The following is a 16,799-nucleotide window of genomic DNA, read 5'->3' as shown; positions in this document are numbered from 1 at the left end:
CCATGGTCTCCTCGAAGCCCACCGTCGTCCCGCTCCCCTTCTGGGTGCGCGGCGACACCAACGCGTTCTTCGGTTTCGGCGTCAACGTCCTGGTCAACGTGCTCACCCTGACCGGGCTCTGCATCGGGGTGGTGAAGCTGCCCGAGGGGGAGGTGTTCGGCACCATCCTGCCGGCGCTCGGCATCGCCCTGGTCGCCGGCAACATCTACTACACCTACCTGGCCCGCCGGCTGGCCCGCCGGGAGAACCGCACCGACGTGACGGCCCTGCCGTACGGGCCGAGCGTGCCGCACATGTTCATCGTCATCTTCGTCATCATGCTCCCGATCTACCTGCGTACCCAGGACCCGGTGCGGGCCTGGGAGGCCGGGCTGGCGTGGGCCTTCATCATCGGCGTGATCGTGCTGATCGGCGCGTTCGTCGGGCCCTACATCCGCCGGTACGCGCCCCGGGCGGCGCTGCTCGGCACGCTCGCCGGGATCTCGATCACCTTCATCTCGATGAACCCGGCCGGGCAGATGTGGCGGATGGCCTGGGTCGCCCTGCCGGTCTTCGCGTTGCTGCTCATCGGCCTGCTCACCGACGTTAAGCTGCCGTTCAACTTCCCGATCGGGCTCGCGGCCCTGCTGGTGGGCACCGCGATCGGCTGGGTCGGCGGGGCGATGTCGGTGCCGGACGTGACGGCCGCCGCCCGGGACATCGCGGTCGCCGTACCCTCGTTCAAGCTCGACCTGTTGTTCACCGGGCTGTCCGACATGGCCCCGCTGCTGGCGACGGCCATCCCTCTCGGCGTCTACAACTTCACCGAGGGCATGACCAACGTGGAGAGCGCGGCGACCGCGGGCGACAACTACAACCTGCGCAGCGTGCTGCTGGCCGACGGCGCGGGCGCGGTGATCGGCGCGGCGCTCGGCTCCCCGTTCCCGCCCGCCGTCTACGTCGGGCATCCGGGCTGGAAGGCCGCGGGTGGCCGCAGCGGCTACTCGATGGCGACCGGCGTGGTGATCGCCGTGCTCTGCTTCCTCGGCATGTTCGGACTGCTCGCGGCGATCCTCCCGACGGCGGCCATCGTGCCGATCCTGCTCTACATCGGTCTGCTGATCGGGGCGCAGGCGTTCCAGGCGACCCCGCGGGCGCACGCCGCGGCCGTGGTCGCCGCGCTGGTGCCGAACATCGCGGCCTGGGCGACCGGGCAGATCGACAACGCGCTGGCGGCCGCCGGCACCACCGCCGCCACGGTGGGCGACGAGGCGCTCAACGGTGCCGGCGTCGTCTACGACGGGCTGCTGGTGCTGGGCCAGGGTGCCATCCTCGCCGGCCTGGTGCTCGGCGCGGTGGTGGTGTTCATCATCGACAAGCGGTTCGTCCGGGCGGCGGTCTTCGCCGGAACCGGCGCGGTGCTGTCGTTCATCGGGCTGATCCACGGTGAGCGGATCGAGTGGAACGCCAACGGGCAGGTGGCGCTCGGCTACCTCTTCGTCGCGGTGTTCTGCGGGGTCTTCGCGCTCGGTCGTCCCACGCCACGCGTGCCCGAGCCGGGGGAGGCCGAGATGGACGAGACGGACGGTCCGGCCGTGCCCGCCACCGAGCCGGAGGCCGACGCGCAGCGGACCGCGCCGGTGCGCGGCTGAGCCTGGGGCCACTCGAGGAGATGGAGAGGACGTACCGGATGGAGATCGATCGCGCGGACGTGGTCGCCGAGGTGGCGGCGGCCTTCGCCGGATACGAGCGGGCGCTCATCGACGGTGACGCCGAGGCGATCTGCGGGTACTTCTGGGACTCCGACCGGACGGTGCGGTTCGGTCTCGCCGACCATCAGTACGGGCTGGAAGAACAGCGCAAGTGGCGGGCCGCGCAGCCACCGCTGCCGGCCGACCGCCGGCTGGTCGAGACGAGGATCAGCACCTTCGGCGCCGACCTCGCGGTCGTGACGACCCGCTTCGGGTACGCCGGCACCGCCGCCACCGGACGGCAGACCCAGACCTGGGTACGCCTGCCCGTCGGGTGGCGGATCGTCACCGCACACGTCTCCGAACCCGCACCGGACCTCGACTGACCGGTCGCCGAGCCGAAACCGGCCGGAGGTGGTCGCGGCCCGATGACCGACCGCACGACGAAGCGCCCCGTCCGGTGTGGACGGGGCGCTTCGTGGCGTCAGCCGAACGGTGTGCCGGGCGTCGGACGGTCCTCGTCCGTACCCGGCGACGTGGCCACCTCGATCCGGGGCGACCGGTCCGGCGGAAGGTGGGCGGGGTCGGCGATGACGACCACGTCCACCTCGCCGTCGACCATCTTCTGCTCGACGGTCTCCCACGGCGCGCGGATGATCCCGTTCAGCCGGTAGTCATGTCGGCGCAGGTGGTTCAGACACGTCGCGATGGCGTGTTCCGACGGCTCGATGTCGGCGGGTACCCAGATGATGGCTAGCTCCATGATCTCTCCTGATCAACGTCGTGGACGTGGATGGGTGATCAGGAGCTGCCGGGGTGGCGGGGGACCCCGCTGGACGGGTCGACTGGTGGCCCGGCTGTCGAGGGGCCCGACGGCGCCGCCTCGACGCAGCGGCCCGATGGACGGCGGCGTGTCGCTCGTCGACGCCGTCAGGTCGGCGCCCCCGGCGCCGGTGCCGCTGGGCGCGGACACGAATGCGGGTACGAGCGCGGGCTGCGCCGGTAGGGGAAGAGGTGCGGGGACCGGCGTCGGTGACCTCTCGGCCGTCATCTCCGTCGGCCGGCGCGCGGGCACGCGACGGTCGGCGCGGTCGGCGCGGGATGCCCGCACCGTCAGCGGTGGCGACGACGGCGGGGTGGGGCGCGCAGAGGAGGCGATCGGCGTCCGCGCGTCGGGTGGCGGGGACGAGGGTCGCGTGCTGGGGGCTCGGCTGGGCGTGGGAGTCGCCGGTTCGTCCGTCGAGGCCGGTGGCCCGGTGACCTTCGGCAGGGGCAGGGGGGTGGCGGTCGGCAGAGGGACCGCCGTCGGTACCGGGACAGCGGTCGGCAGGGGGAGGGGGAGCGCTGTCGGCAGGGGAAGATCGATGTGCAGGGGAGTGTCGAGCAGGCCCCGCACCAGCGAGCCGACGATTCCCCCTGCGGTGGCGGTCTCCGTCGGCCCGGTGGTCGCCGGCGTCGGGATCGGCGTGGTCTCGGCGGAGGCGGGCTCGGCGCCCAGGGCCGCCGCGAGCGCGGCAGCGCCGAGCGCGACCGCGCCGAGAGCCACCGGTGGCGGGCAGTGCCTCGGCGGCGTCACGCGGCTGCCGCCGACCGTCGCGTCGGAGCGGCGTCGTCACGTCGACGTCCCTGGTCGAGCAGTCGCTCGTCGACCCGCGGCGTCCCACCCATGCGCGGATTGTTGCCCCTGGGGAACTCGGGCTACACCTGTCGCGGGCGATCGACGTCTTTCGCGGTGCAAGGACAGGGCAGACCGGCCCTGTGAGCGATAACAAGGATCGCGTCCATCGATACCACCGCATGATCCGGTCGGTGTGACCCCGCAGCCGCATCGTCGTGGGCCGATGCCGACCAGGGGGCGTTTGTCCGGCTCGTTACATCTTGACGAACAGCATGTTATCGCTCACCCTCGATGCAGAGGTCGGCGGCGTCGGTGGCTCACCGGGCGAGTCCCGTGGTCGCGCCTCGACGTACGGCGTCCTACGGGCAACGGACGCCGTCTCAGGACTCGTGCGGTTCCCGGCGAACGCCGGCCGATCCCGCGTGCGCCGGTGCGAGGTGGCCCAGGATGACCGTCCCGGATTCCTTGGTCCGCCCGGCGTGCGCTGCCGGGAACAGGTCGTCCTGAGCGAAGTGGCACATCACCACCGCCGACGCACTGAGAAGGATCGACATGAGACGTAGAAAAGCTCTGCTGGCGACGGCGACCCTCGCGGTCGCGCTGACCGCGGGTATGACGGTCGCGCTGGCTCCCACGGCCAGCGCCGGAACGACGTTGAAGGCGTCGGCGGCCGAGAAGGGCCGCTACTTCGGCGCCGCCGTCGCGACGGGCAAGCTCTCCGACAGCCAGTACGTCAGCATCCTGAACGGCGAGTTCAACAGCGTCACCCCCGAGAACGAGATGAAGTGGGACGCCACCGAGCCCCAGCAGGGTCGGTTCAGCTACACCGGGGGAGACCGTCTCGTCAGCCACGCCCAGGCCAACGGCATGAGCGTGCGCGGGCACGCCCTGCTGTGGCACGCCCAGCAGCCGAGCTGGGCGCAGGGCATGTCCGGCACCGCGCTGCGCAACGCCGCCATCAACCACGTCACCCAGGTCGCCACCCACTACCGCGGCAAGATCTACGCCTGGGACGTGGTGAACGAGGCGTTCGCCGACGGCGGCAGCGGCGGCCGACGCGACTCGAACCTGCAACGCACCGGCAACGACTGGATCGAAGCGGCCTTCCGCGCCGCCCGCGCCGCCGACCCGGGCGCCAAGCTCTGCTACAACGACTACAACACCGACGGCATCAACGCCAAGTCCACCGGCATCTACAACATGGTCCGCGACTTCAAGTCCCGCGGCGTACCCATCGACTGCGTCGGCTTCCAGTCCCACCTCGGCACCACGCTGGCGAGCGACTACCAGGCCAACCTGCAACGCTTCGCCGACCTGGGCGTCGACGTCCAGATCACCGAACTGGACGTGATGACCGGCTCCAACCAGGCGAACATCTACGCCTCGGTGACCCGCGCCTGCCTGGCAGTGTCGCGCTGCACCGGCATCACCACCTGGGGCGTACGGGACAGCGACTCGTGGCGCGGCTCGGACAACGCCCTGCTGTTCGACCGGTCGGGCAACAAGAAGGCGGCGTACACCTCCGTCCTCAACGCCCTCAACGCGGGCAGCGGCACCCCGACCACGCCCCCGCCGGGCTCGTCGGTGGACACCACCGCCTGGTACGTCCTGATCAACCGCAACAGCGGCAAGGCCCTGGACGTGTACGAGCGGGCGACCACCGACGGCGCCCGGATCGACCAGTGGACCCGCAACGACGGGGCGTGGCAGCAGTGGCAGTTCGTCGACTCCGGCAGTGGCTACTACCGACTGAAGTCCCGTAACTCCGGCAAGGTGCTCGACGTCTACAACCGCTCGACCGCCGACTCGGCGGCGATCGTGCAGTGGACCGACGGCAACGGCACCAACCAGCAGTTCCGGGTGGCGGATTCCGGGGGCTACGTGCGCCTCATCAACCGCAACAGCGGCAAGGCGGTCGAGGTGCAGGGCGCGTCCACCGCCGACGGCGGCAACGTCGTCCAGTACGCGGACTGGGGCGGCAACAACCAGCAGTGGCAGTTGATCAAGATCGGCTGATCATCCGTCGGTCGGATCGGCAGCGCGGTGGCGCGGACGTTCGTCGTCCGTGCCACCGTCGCCGCTCCCCGCACCGTCTATCGGTGTGCGGCCGTTGCGTCGTGCGGGAGAACCCGCCACGCTTCGGACATCAGATGGACAACCCCGGCACTATTGGAGAGCATCGATTTCATGATTATCCGGTCCGCCACCCCTCCACCAACCTCGGAAGACGTGACCCCCGACGAGATCCCCGAGGATCGGCCGCCGGCCGACTGGGGTCGATGGAACTGGGCGCGTTCGGAATGGACCGTGGCGGTGGCGGCGAGCCTGCTACTGGCGGTGGTGCTGACCTGGCCGACGATGCGCCACCCGGCGACCACGGTCCCCGGCGACCTGGGTGATCCGCTGTTGCAGGCGTGGCAGGTCGCCTGGTCGGGGCACGCCCTGCTGAGCAGCCCGGCCGACCTGTGGAACTCGAACACGTTCTACCCCGAGACGTACACGTACGCCTACAGCGACACGCTGCTCGGCTACGCCCCGATGGGGATGCTCGGCTCCGGCTTCACGGCCGCCGTGATCCACTACAACCTGCTGTACGTGCTGCTGCACGCGCTGGCGTCGTTCGGGGCGTACGCCCTCGCGCGGCAGCTCGGCGCGAACCGGTGGGGCGGCGCGGTCGCCGGGATCGCGTGGGCGTACGCGCCCTGGCGGCTGGCGCACTCCGGGCACCTGAACATCCTGTCCAGCGGGGCGATCGCGCTGTCGCTGGCCATGTTGGCCCGTGGTCACGGCTGGTCGCTGCGCCACGGGTACCGGCCCGAGCTGCGCAGGCCGGGCTGGGCGGTGGCCGGGTGGCTCGTCGCCGCCTGGCAGGTCAGTCTCGGGTTCGGCATCGGCCTGCCGCTTGTCTACTTCCTGCTGGCCGCGGTCCTGGTGGCGGCCGGCTGCTACGGCTGGTTCTGGTGGCGAAAGCGGGAACGGCCTCCGTTCGGCCGGCGGCTGCTGCTCGCGGATCTCGTCGGCGGCGGTGTGTTCGGCCTGGTGACGCTCCTGCTGGGCATGGTCTACCTGCGCGTCGTCGACCTCAACCCGCAGGCCGAGCGGACGCTGGACTGGACGAAGATGTTCTCGCCCCCGCTGATCGGTTTCGTCACCGCGCCGGCCGACTCGTGGCTGTGGGGTGAGCGGCACGCCGCCGCTCGCGAACAGCTCTCCTGGCCACCGGAGATGGCGCTGCTGCCGGGCATGATGCTGATCGGGCTGGCCGCGGCGGGGCTGTTCCTCTCGGCGTACCCGCTGCGGCACCGGGTCGCGCTGGGGCTCGGCGTGGTCGGCACGGTGCTGCTGGGGTTGGGCGCCACCCTCGGCGGCGACGGTGACCCGGGTTACCTGACCCTGTCCACGCTCCTGCCGGGCTGGGACGCGTTGCGGACGCCCGGCCGGATGATGCACTGGACGAGCCTGCTGCTCGCGGTGCTGGCCGCCGGCGCGGTGACCGCGCTGGCCGAGTCGTTGCGGCAGTCCACGCCCCGCCAGTGGGCGCGGACCCTCACGCCGCTGGTCCTGCTGATTCCCTTGACGGTGGTCACCCTGGAGGGCGTCAACTCCACACCCCACCTGACCGTGCCGCAGCCCCCGGCCGCGATGCGGACGGTGCAGGACCCGATCCTCGTGCTGCCGGCCGGGGGACTGGGCGACCTGACGTACATGTTGTGGACGACCGACGGGTTCCCCCGCGTGACGAACGGTCTGGCCGGGTTCGAGCCGGTCAGCCAGGCGCAGACCCGGACGGCGGTGGCGTCGTTCCCCGATCCGGTCAGCGTCGCGCACCTGCGCGGGATCGGCGTGCGCTCGGTGATGGTCGTGCCGAGCCGCGTCGTGGGAACGCCGTGGGAGAGCATCGCGACCCGGCCCATCGACGGGTTGGGCATCACCCGGGAGGATCTCGATGGCACGCTTGTCTACCACCTCTGACCCGGTGGGCGGCGGATGCCCGGGTGCGGGCGGGGTGAGGTGACGAGCATGCGACTGTCCGTCGTGGTGCCCTGTTTCAACGAGGAGGCGTCGGTCGAGCGGCTGCACGAGACCGTGTGCGCCGCCCTCGCCGAGCTGCCCGACGTCGAGGTCGAGGTGGTGTACGTCGACGATGGCAGCGAGGACGGCACTCTCGACGCGCTGCGCCGGCTCGCCGCCGCCGATCCGACCGTCTGCTACACGTCGCTGAGCCGTAACTTCGGCAAGGAGGCGGCGATGCTCGCCGGCTTGCAGCGCGCCACCGGCGACGCGGTCGTCATCATGGACGCCGACCTGCAGCATCCGCCCCGGCTGCTGCCCGAGATGGTGACGCTGTACCAGCAGGGTTTCGACCAGGTGATCGCCCGTCGGGACCGGCGCGGCGACCGGTTCGTCCGTATGGTCGCCTCCCGGTCCTTCTACCGGGTGATCAACTGGTGGATCGACGTGCGCCTCCAGGACGGCGCGGGCGACTTCCGCCTGCTGTCCCGGCTCGCGGTGGACGCGATACTCGCGATGCCCGAGTACAACCGCTTCTCCAAGGGCCTGTTCTCCTGGATCGGCTTCCGTACGGCCGTCGTCGCGCACCCCAACGAGACCCGGCAGGCCGGGCGGAGCAGGTGGACGCTCAGCAAGCTCTTCAACTACGCGTTCGACGGCCTGTTGTCGTTCAACAACCGGCCCCTGCGCCTGGCCATCTACGGCGGGCTGTTCCTCACCCTCATCGCGTTGGCCTACATGGCGTGGGTGGTCGCGGACGCGGTCGAGAAGGGCATCGACGTCCCCGGTTACACGACGATCATCGTCAGCGTGATCGGGCTCGGCGGCATCCAGATGACGATCCTCGGCGTGATCGGCGAGTACATCGGCCGGATCTACTACGAGACCAAACGTCGACCGCACTACCTGGTGCAGGAGACCGAGCACCTCGTCGCGGAGACGGGCGAGCGGCCGCGTATTCCGGCGCGGCCCGCGCCGCGCGCTCCGGTGCGGGGCCAACGGGCGACGTCGGCCCGGGAGGATCCCCTCTCCCGGCCGGCGTCCGGTCGGCGTGCGGTCGGCGACCCCGACCGGAGCTGAGCGGGGCCGGCGGCGGGTCAGCGTCCGCAGGCCCGGCACGCTCTGCGGGTACGCAGGTGGTAGTCGGTGGACGCGGCGAGCAGGCCGAGCCCCAGGAGGCAGTACGCCGACATGGCCACCCACAGGAACGCGTCGGAGAACTCGCTGGCCGACCCCGACGCCACCTGCGCCATCCCCATGCCGAAGTACGCGACGATGGCCGCCCCGAGCCCGAAACCCGGCACCAGCAACAGCCGGCGGGGGATCGTCCGGCCGGCGAGCAACGGCACCCACCCCGGCCAGACCTCACCCCAGGAGTGCACCAGCGCCAGCGGCAGCAGCACGCCGGCCAGCACCAGACCGATCTCCAACCCGATGATGGTCGCGTTCTGCGCGAGGTCGTCGAAGCCCACCACGGCCTGCGCCGCGAAGCGGGTCACGAGCCCGGCCACCGCGACGTACGCCCCCCAGCGTGCCCACGGCGCGGGCGTCGAGCGCCGTTGGCCGGGTCGGACCGTCCGGCAGCAGTCGGGGCAGTCGCCACGGGTGCGGCGCTGATAGTCGAAGGTGTGCAGGCCGAGGAGCGCCGCACCCGTGGCGCAGCCGAGCCGGCTCGCGAACGCCAGCGGGTCGAACGACGGTCCGGGCGCGAACAGCAGGAGACTCACCAGCTCCGGCAGCAGGATCGCCGCCGCCGCGACCAGCGCGCCGGCGACGATCCAGGCCAGTCCCGCAAGGGCCGGCCGCCAGGACGTCGTACGGTCGAGGACGGCCGCCACCGCGCCCGCGACCAGGCACAACGCCACCGATCGCCAGCCCGTGAAGCCGAGCAGGTCGGACCCGAACGGTGGGAACTCCGGGGTGGGTCCGACCGTCCACACCAGGCGTAGGGCGCCGTAGGCCACGGCCCAGCCGAGTACGGCGTACGTCAGGCCGTGACCGCTGCTGCGTGTGCGGGGCGCCGTCGTCGTCATGCCTGTGATCCTCGCGGCGCCCCCGCCGCAGGGCTTCCCTCCGGTCGGGGAGGGCGCTCCCCGACCGGAGGGAATCCGGCTCACGCTCGTCGTATCGCGGCGGCGGTCAGAGCGTGAACACGAGGGTCGAGATGCTCCGCGCGCCGACGTTGATGGTGGCCTGGCCTCCGTTCACGCTTGTCGGCTGGCTCGCCGCGTTGGCGTTCTGCGAGGTCAGGTAGTACTCCGCCCGGCTGACGTTCTGCGGGGCCTGGATGACGGCGTTGTTGACCGCGCTGTTCGACCGGTTGAGGATGACCAGCGTGATCTTGCCGTCTCCCTGGTAGGCCGTCACCTCCAGCGGAGACGCCTTGGAGCTCTTGGTCAGGGCCACCCGCTGGTAGCCCGGTCGGACGTACTTCGCGTACTGGGAGAACGCGTACCCGCGCTTGAGCGGGGCGCCCGCCGTGGTGCCGTAGGCCGCCTCGCCGTCACCGATGAAGGAGTAGTAGCGCTTGCCGTACCACCAGATGTAGGCGCTCCAGTTGGCCTCCATCGACCGGTGCACCGTCCGCATGATGTCGTCGAGCGTCTCGTTCCAGACGGCCAGGTTGCTGGGGTTGCCCCAGATGTTCGAGCCGCTGCCGTCCGCCGCGTGCAGGTTCCACTCGGTCATCCACACCGGCTTGTTGTACGTCGCGGCCAGGGGGTACGGGGCCAGCCGCCCCGCGGACTCGGTGCCGTACAGGTGGCCGCCGATGTAACCGATGTTGTTCCGGGCGGTCGCGTCGTTCAGGGTCGGGTCGGTGTAGCCGTAGTTCAGGTTGACCGCCTCGGCCACCATCAGCTTGCTGTTCTGCACCCTCGCACCCTGGTCGCGAACGAAGGTGCGCAGCTCGGTGCCGCTCCAGTCCATCGAGTCGTAGTCCGGGTGCCAGTCCGGCTCGTTCTGCACGGACGTGACGTCGATGGTCACGCCCTGACCCCGCATGTACTGGACATAGCTGTTCAGGTGGTTCGCGTAGTCGTCGTAGTAGTCGGTCTTCAGCTTGCCGCCGTTGGTCCTGCTGTTGTTGGTCTTCCAGGCCGCGGGAGCGGTCCACGGCGAGGCGAGGATCTTCACGTTCGACCCGTACGCCTTCGCCGTCTTCAACGAGTTGACGTGGGTCGCCCACTCGCTGGACTCCGGCGAGAGGCCGGTACGCACGATGGACAGGCCGAGCTGGTTGGCGCCCAGCCCGACCAGCGTCTGGGTGTCCGTGGTCGACCAGGCGCTGCCCCAGATGGACTGGGCGGCTCCGAATCCGTCGACGGTCTGGTACCTGGTGTTGCCGTTCACCGTGATGTCCGCCGGACCGGTGGGCGGCGGCGTGGTCGGGGGTGGGGTGGTCGGTGGCGGTGTGGTGGGCGGCGGCGTCGTCGGGGCCGGTGTGGTCGGCGTCGTGCCGCCGGTGCACGTCACGCCGTTGAGCGCGAAGCTGGACGGATCGGGGTTGCTGCCCGTCCACGAGCCGTTGAACCCGAACGACACGGTGCCGTTGGTCCCGATGCCCCCGTTGTAGCTGACGTTCTTTGCGGTGACGGCGGCGCCGCTCTGGGTCAGTGTCGTGTTCCAGGCCTGCGTGACGGTCTGTCCGGCGCTGTAGGACCAGGTCAGCGTCCAGCTGCTGACCGCGTCACCGAGGTTGGTGATCGTGACGTTCGCGCCGAAGCCGCCCTGCCACTGCGATGACACGGCGTAGTTCACGGCACAGCCGGCGGCTGCGGCGCCGGCGGGCGCGGCCAGCGCGACCGCTGTCGACGCCAGCAGGACGGCGCCCGCCGACACGAGGGCGGCGTTGGTGACCCTTCGTTTTCTCATCAGACTTCTCCCGAGATGGTGGTGGCGGCCGACGCGTCCGGGCTGGTCGGTTCGGAGGGCGTCGGGCGGAGGTCAGGCGTCGCCGGGAGCGCTCCCAAGGGCGCGACGGCGATGGTCGGATCCGCTGTCCAGATCAGCCCTGCCGGTCACCCTCGACATGCCGTGTCGGCCGCCGATCCCCACACCGCGCGACGATTCGCGGAGGGTGCACACCGGGGAACGCCGGTGCGGCGGCCGGGAGTCGACGCCGGATCGGCCCGCGCCGGCGGTGGTGCGGGGGCGGCGGCGCGAGGATGGCGATGCGGCGAGCGGGTCCGGCGGGGCTGCGGCACCCTCCTTTGTCGACCGGCTCGTCGGGCGGGCGGCCGCTCTGCTCATTCGCGGCTCGCGGGTGAGTGCCGCACAGCGAGCGCGCGAAACAGTTTCTCGTTGCCAGGAATTTATTTCGTTCAATGCCCCCGTGTCAACGCCACCCACACCCCGCCCGCGCCCCGCCGCGCCGGACCCCCTCCCGGTGATCATGAAGTTGTTGCCGTCGTCGGCGGCGTGTCGTGGCAACAACTTCATGATCACCGGGGCAAGTAGGGCGTGCTGCAACAAACCTGCAAACGGTAGGTGTTGCTTCACGGAAAACGCTTTCCTACGATCGTGTCACGTCGATGTTTCGTCCCCGGACTGACTGGGTGCGCCCCAGGGCGCTGCCGGTCGCGTGCCGCTTGGCCAGCGGCTCTGCCCCCGGACGGCAGGGCGATCGTATTGCCGACGATCGATGCCTAAATGGTTGTCGACTATTCCGATTCGCGCGACGGCGGTCAACTCGGACCGTCCGCCATCGACGCATCACTCGATTTCTTCGAAAGTGAGGCGAGATGAGACGAACACTCGTACGCCGTCTTCCGGCGGCACTCGTGACGGTGGCCGTCGGGGTCGCGGCCGGCGTGACTCTCCAGGGTCCCCGGCCGGCGGCGGCGGTCGGCGCCGCCACCGGTTACGCCACCCAGAACGGTGGGACCACCGGTGGCGCGGGAGGGCAGACGGTGCGCGCCAGCACGGGCACCGCGATCCACGCGGCCCTGTGCGGGCGGGCCAGCAGCAGCACTCCGCTCACCATCGAGGTCACCGGGACGATCAACCACGGCAACACCAGCAAGGTGTCGGGATCGAGCTGCAGCACGGCGGACGGCGTGATCGAGCTGAAGCAGATCAGCAACGTCACCATCATCGGGGCCGGCAGTGGAGCCGTCTTCGACCAGGTGGGCATCCACATCCGTGACTCCCGCAACATCATCATCCAGAACGTCACGGTCCGGAACGTCAAGAAGTCGGGTTCGCCGACCTCCAACGGTGGCGACGCCATCGGCATGGAGAGCACCGTCCGCAACGTCTGGGTCGACCACGTCACCCTGGAAGCGTCCGGCGGGGAGTCGGAGGGGTACGACGGCCTCTTCGACATGAAGAACGACACCCAGTACGTGACCCTGTCGTACAGCATCCTGCGCAACTCGGGGCGCGGCGGTCTCATCGGGTCCAGTGAGAGCGACCTGTCGAACGGCTACGTCACGTTCCACCACAACCTCTACCAGAACATCGACTCCCGTACGCCGTTGCTGCGCGGCGGCGTCGCCCACATCTACAACAACAGCTACGTGAGCTTGAACGAGTCCGGCATCAACTCCCGGGCCGGCGCCCGAGCCAAGGTCGAGAACAACCACTTCCGCGACTCGAAGGACGTCCTGGGCACCTTCTACACCGACGAGCGCGGCTACTGGCAGGTCAGCGGCAACATCTTCGACAACGTCACCTGGTCCACCCCCGGCAGCGAGAACTACCCCGCCGGTCCCAACCCGACGTCCACCACCACCGTCAGCATCCCGTACGCGTACCGGCTGGACGGCGCGAGCTGCGTCCCGAGCGTGGTCGGCCAGACGGCGGGCGCCAACACCGGCCTGCGGGTGTCCGACGGAAGCTGCTCGCCGCAGACGCCCCCGCCCACCACTGCGCCGCCGAGCACGCCACCGCCGACCACCCCGGCGCCGACCACCCCGCCGCCGAGCACGACGCCACCCAGCGGGACGAATCTCAGCCTGGACGCCGGCGCGGACGGTTCCAGCAAGGCCAGCGGGACCAGCTACGGCAACGTGCGCGACGGCGCCATCGCCACCTACTGGTCGCCGGCCGGCTCGACCGGTTCGATCTCGATCAAGTGGGGATCTGCCACGCGGGTGTCCCGCGTGGTCATCCGGGAGCCCTCCGGGACCCAGGGCTCCATCGGTTCCTGGCAGCTCGTCAACCATGACACCGGCGCGGTCCTGGCCTCCGGCGCGGGCGCGGCCACGATCACGTTCGCCGCGACGACGCTGAGCAAGATCACTTTTAAGATCAACAGCTCCAGCGGTACGCCCCGGGTCGGCGAGTTCGAGACGTACGCCAGCTGACCATCGGATGGCGGGCGCGTCGGTCACGCGGTGCTGAGCGGTATGCCTCAGAGGTATGGAGATGACTCTGAGGTATACCGCTGCTACGCATCGGCATGGCGGGTCAGGCGAAGGCCCTTCACGCCGTGTGAACCAGCTCGGCCCGAGCTGCCCCGACGTGCAATCACGTTCGGTCGTCGCGACGTCACTGTTAGCATGCGGCAATGTCCGCAGGTCAACGGGGGATCCAGGCAGGCGACGGCGATCCCGCGGTGACCGACGCGGGTCGCCTGGCGGCGTTCAGCGACGGCGTGTTCGCCATCGTCATCACCCTGCTGGTGCTCGACCTGCGGGTGCCGGACTTCCACGAGGGTGAACTGGCCGAGGGGCTTCTCGGCGAAGGGCCGTCGTACCTGGCGTTCGTCGTGTCGTTCATCTACGTCGGCGTCCTCTGGCTGAACCATCACGCCGTGCTCCAGTTGGTGCGGGGCACCACCCCCGCGTTCAGCTCCATCAACCTCGGCATCCTCTTCGGCGTGGTGATCATTCCCTTCCCCACCGCCGTCCTGGCGTCGGCGCTGGCCGACGGCAACACCGACGACCTCCGGGTGGCCGTCGTCCTGTACGCGTTCGCCGCCTCGCTGATGTCGGCGCCCTGGTGGGTGCTCTTCTCCTATGTCCGCCGCCATCCGGCGCTGCGGGCCGACACCGTCAGTCAGGACCAGGTACGGGTGCAGGAGATCCGCCCGATCGTCGGCCTGGTCCTCTACGGCCTGACCGGTGTGCTCGGCTGGCTGGTGAACCCGTTCCTCGGCCTGGTCGGCGTGGTCGTAATGATCATCTTCCATGGGGCCACCAGCCAGGGCCTCCGCTCCGGTCTGCGGTGGCTCGGGGGCGGCACCCGCCGGAGCTGACCCCCCGCCCCACCTCGGTTCGCGCAGGTCGTGGCGCTGCGGCTATGTTTGCGCACGCTCGGGGGAGCGTCAGGGGGAGAAGGCATGAACATCATCGGCGATCGGATGGCGGCGGCGTACGACGACGCCATCGAGGATCTGTGCGGTGCGACACCGAAGGGGCACTACGCGCGGCGGGGCACCGCCCGTGCGGCGGTCACCCACGCGGGAGCGGCGACGCTGAACGTGGCGTACGACCTGTCGCGGGAGCCGGATCTCGACGCCCTGCACGAGATGGCGATCGAGGTGTCCGGGCACGTGGAGGCCTGGTCGATCATGGTCCGGGGTGACGCCGACGGCGGGGTGGCCGATCTCGCCACCCGCCACGGCCGCTCCGCGCGCAGTGAGCTGCCCCTGCTGGCCGCTGCGGCGAACGAGCTGGTCCTGCGGGCGGACGCGGCGCAGCTGGAGCGCGTACGGCGGGTCGGCGCGGCGGAGAGCGATCGGTACACGGACGTCCTCACCCGGGGCTTCGAGGTGCCGGACGGTCTGTTCGGCCCGCTGATGGGCGGCGCGGTGCTCGACGCCGAGCGGATCGACGGCTACCTGTACGAGGAGGGTGGCCAGGTTCTCGGCACCGGTCTCGGGATGCGCACCCGAGGTGCGGTCGGCGTGTTCAACATCGCTGTCGTCCGCGACGCGCGTGGTCGCGGTCTGGGCCGTGCGATCACCGAGAAGGTGGTGCGCGACGGCGTCGCGGCCGGCGCGGACGCGGCGTACCTGCAGTCCAGCGCGCTCGGGCGGCCGCTGTACGAGTCGATGGGCTTCCGCTTCGAGGAGAACTGGATCGCCTTCCATGCCTGAGCAGCCGTCAACCTTCAGTGACGACGTCCGCTCGGCCTTCCGTCGGGGGGAGAGCGACGCGGTGGTACGGATGAGTACGGCGGAGATCGAGCGCGCTCGGGCCGTCGGCGACGCGGCGGGTGAGGTGGAGGCCCGCTACAGCCTGGCCCGGGTGGCGATCCGTGGCGGCGACCTGGCGCTCGGGGAGACGCGGGCGCGCGAGGCCCTCGACGTCGCGGTGCGCTCGGGTGACCGTGCGCTCGAGGAGCGGCCGAGACACGTGCTGGCGGCGGTGGCGCGGATGGCCGGCGACCTGGACCGGGCGCGGGACCTCTACCGCGCGAGCATCGCGCTGAACGAGTCGCTGGGCCGACCGGAGACCGTGAACTCCGAGACGCACAACCTGGCCTTCTGCGAGCTGGGCCTCGGCAATCTCGCCGAGGCGCGGAAGCTGTTCGCCCTCAGCCGTACCCGGGTGTTCCAGCACGGCTGGGACGACTTCGTGCCGTACGTCTGCGTGGCGGGAGCGGCGCTCGCCTCCGCCGAGGGCGACCATCCGCGCGCGGCGGTCATGGTCGGCCTCGCGGACGCGGCGTTCGCGGCGATCGGCCAGGTGCCGGACCCGGACGACGCGGCCGACCTCGCCGCCGTACGCGACGCCGCGATCGGGGCGCTCGGCCCCACTGCCTACGCCGCCGCGCAGGAGCGGGGTCGGCACCTCGATCCTCGTACGGCGTTCGACGACGACGAGCGCTGACGTCCGGGCGGTCAGGCCGACCGGGCAGCGGCCACGGCCTGACCGCGCTCGGACTCGGGAAAGCGCCGCAGCATGGCGCGCACCTCGTCGGCGCTGACGTTGGCGCCGAACAACTCGCTGCCCGGTTCGAGGCGTACGCCCTCGGCGAGCGGGCCGGCGACGACCGGGTCGAAGCCGAGGGCGTCGACGAGCGCGGCGACCGGAGCGAGGTCGGCCTCGTCGTCGCCGGCGATCGCGATGGCCTTGCGGCCGGCCGTGCCCGCCGGCCGCGCACCGTCCTCGAGATCGTGGTAGCCCATGTGGTTGAACGCCTTGACGACCCGTGACCCGGCCAGGAACGCCTGGACGATCTCACTGGACGAGGTGCGCGGGTCGGTCAGGTCGTCGCGGATGCCGTCGACCTCCCACCAGTAGTTCATCGCGTCGACCACGAGCTTGCCGCGCAGCGCCTCGACGGGAAGCGCACGGTACTTGCCCAGCGGGAGGGCGAGGATGACGATGTCGGCGTCCGCCACGGCGTCGACGGCGGTGGTCGCCAGCGCTCCGGGCGTGAGCACCTCGACGGTCAGCGCGATCTTCGCCGGATCGCCGGAGCCGGCGACGAGCACCCGGAAGCCGGCGGCGAGCGCGAGCCGGGCGAGGACGGTGCCCACCTTGCCGGCACCGAGGATGGCGAGGGTCCGTGGTCGGTCGGAGCCGCTGTCGTTCATGTCTTCCCTC

Annotated in this window: 14 protein-coding genes; 9 read left to right on the top strand and 5 right to left on the bottom strand. The window is 70.7% G+C overall.

All coding sequences use genetic code 11. The features are described 5' to 3' along the window. Nucleotides 1-2: 2 nt before the first annotated feature. Nucleotides 3-1,631, top strand: a complete 1,629-nt coding sequence (locus ACQPZK_RS18530; RefSeq protein WP_433534185.1) for a regulator — start codon at nt 3-5, stop codon at nt 1,629-1,631. A 38-nt stretch (nt 1,632-1,669) separates the two neighbouring features. Next, nucleotides 1,670-2,056, top strand: a complete 387-nt coding sequence (hpxZ, locus tag ACQPZK_RS18525; RefSeq protein ID WP_433534184.1) for an oxalurate catabolism protein HpxZ — start codon at nt 1,670-1,672, stop codon at nt 2,054-2,056. A gap of 98 nt (nt 2,057-2,154) precedes the next feature. Here hpxZ and ACQPZK_RS18520 read toward each other — a convergent pair whose 3' ends face one another. Both ACQPZK_RS18520 and ACQPZK_RS18515 read right to left on the bottom strand, forming a co-directional pair. Continuing rightward, a complete protein-coding gene (locus ACQPZK_RS18520) occupies nt 2,155-2,433 on the bottom strand; it encodes a hypothetical protein (protein WP_433534183.1) in 279 nt (92 codons plus the stop codon). Nucleotides 2,434-2,445: 12 nt separating this feature from the next. Next, on the bottom strand, nt 2,446-3,246 hold the full coding sequence (locus ACQPZK_RS18515; RefSeq protein ID WP_433534182.1) for a hypothetical protein: 801 nt from the start codon (nt 3,244-3,246) through the stop codon (nt 2,446-2,448). A 594-nt stretch (nt 3,247-3,840) separates the two neighbouring features. On the opposite strand from ACQPZK_RS18515, the gene ACQPZK_RS18510 reads away from it, so the two are divergent. The 3 genes from ACQPZK_RS18510 (at nt 3,841) to ACQPZK_RS18500 (ending at nt 8,379) form a co-directional block, all read left to right on the top strand. Next, complete coding sequence (locus ACQPZK_RS18510) at nt 3,841-5,304, top strand: endo-1,4-beta-xylanase (protein WP_433534181.1); 1,464 nt, start codon at nt 3,841-3,843, stop codon at nt 5,302-5,304. Nucleotides 5,305-5,475: 171 nt separating this feature from the next. Next, complete coding sequence (locus ACQPZK_RS18505; protein WP_433534180.1) at nt 5,476-7,260, top strand: hypothetical protein; 1,785 nt, start codon at nt 5,476-5,478, stop codon at nt 7,258-7,260. A gap of 39 nt (nt 7,261-7,299) precedes the next feature. Beyond that, nucleotides 7,300-8,379 (top strand): glycosyltransferase family 2 protein, encoded by a 1,080-nt coding sequence (locus ACQPZK_RS18500; RefSeq protein ID WP_433534179.1) that lies wholly within the window; start codon nt 7,300-7,302, stop codon nt 8,377-8,379. Nucleotides 8,380-8,396: 17 nt separating this feature from the next. Here the strand turns inward: ACQPZK_RS18500 and ACQPZK_RS18495 are convergent, their stop codons facing one another. Further along, entirely contained in the window at nt 8,397-9,332 is a 936-nt protein-coding gene (locus tag ACQPZK_RS18495) for a hypothetical protein (RefSeq protein WP_433534178.1), read from the bottom strand. Nucleotides 9,333-9,438: 106 nt separating this feature from the next. After that, nucleotides 9,439-11,172: a cellulose binding domain-containing protein gene (locus tag ACQPZK_RS18490; RefSeq protein ID WP_433534177.1), complete on the bottom strand. Its 1,734-nt coding sequence runs from the start codon at nt 11,170-11,172 to the stop codon at nt 9,439-9,441. 869 nt (nt 11,173-12,041) lie between these two features. On the opposite strand from ACQPZK_RS18490, the gene ACQPZK_RS18485 reads away from it, so the two are divergent. The 4 genes from ACQPZK_RS18485 to ACQPZK_RS18470 all read left to right on the top strand — a co-directional run bounded on the left by ACQPZK_RS18485 (nt 12,042) and on the right by ACQPZK_RS18470 (nt 16,079). Further along, on the top strand, nt 12,042-13,607 hold the full coding sequence (locus ACQPZK_RS18485) for a pectate lyase family protein (protein WP_433534176.1): 1,566 nt from the start codon (nt 12,042-12,044) through the stop codon (nt 13,605-13,607). Nucleotides 13,608-13,810: 203 nt separating this feature from the next. Beyond that, nucleotides 13,811-14,500 (top strand): TMEM175 family protein, encoded by a 690-nt coding sequence (locus ACQPZK_RS18480; RefSeq protein WP_433534175.1) that lies wholly within the window; start codon nt 13,811-13,813, stop codon nt 14,498-14,500. 84 nt (nt 14,501-14,584) lie between these two features. Continuing rightward, the gene (locus ACQPZK_RS18475) at nt 14,585-15,343 is read left to right on the top strand and encodes a GNAT family N-acetyltransferase (RefSeq protein WP_433534174.1); all 759 of its coding nucleotides are present in this window, start codon (nt 14,585-14,587) and stop codon (nt 15,341-15,343) included. Then, nucleotides 15,336-16,079, top strand: coding sequence for a tetratricopeptide repeat protein (locus ACQPZK_RS18470; protein WP_433534173.1), 744 nt, complete (start codon nt 15,336-15,338; stop codon nt 16,077-16,079). Before ACQPZK_RS18475 ends, ACQPZK_RS18470 begins: the two co-directional genes overlap by 8 nt. A gap of 11 nt (nt 16,080-16,090) precedes the next feature. On the opposite strand, the gene ACQPZK_RS18465 is transcribed toward ACQPZK_RS18470, so the two are convergent. After that, nucleotides 16,091-16,789: an NADPH-dependent F420 reductase gene (locus ACQPZK_RS18465; RefSeq protein ID WP_433534172.1), complete on the bottom strand. Its 699-nt coding sequence runs from the start codon at nt 16,787-16,789 to the stop codon at nt 16,091-16,093. Between the last annotated feature and the right edge of the window lie 10 nt (nt 16,790-16,799).

The organism is Micromonospora sp. CA-249363, assembly GCF_050950185.1.
GTDB lineage: Bacteria > Actinomycetota > Actinomycetes > Mycobacteriales > Micromonosporaceae > Micromonospora.
This window is presented reverse-complemented; position numbering and strand designations above follow the sequence as displayed.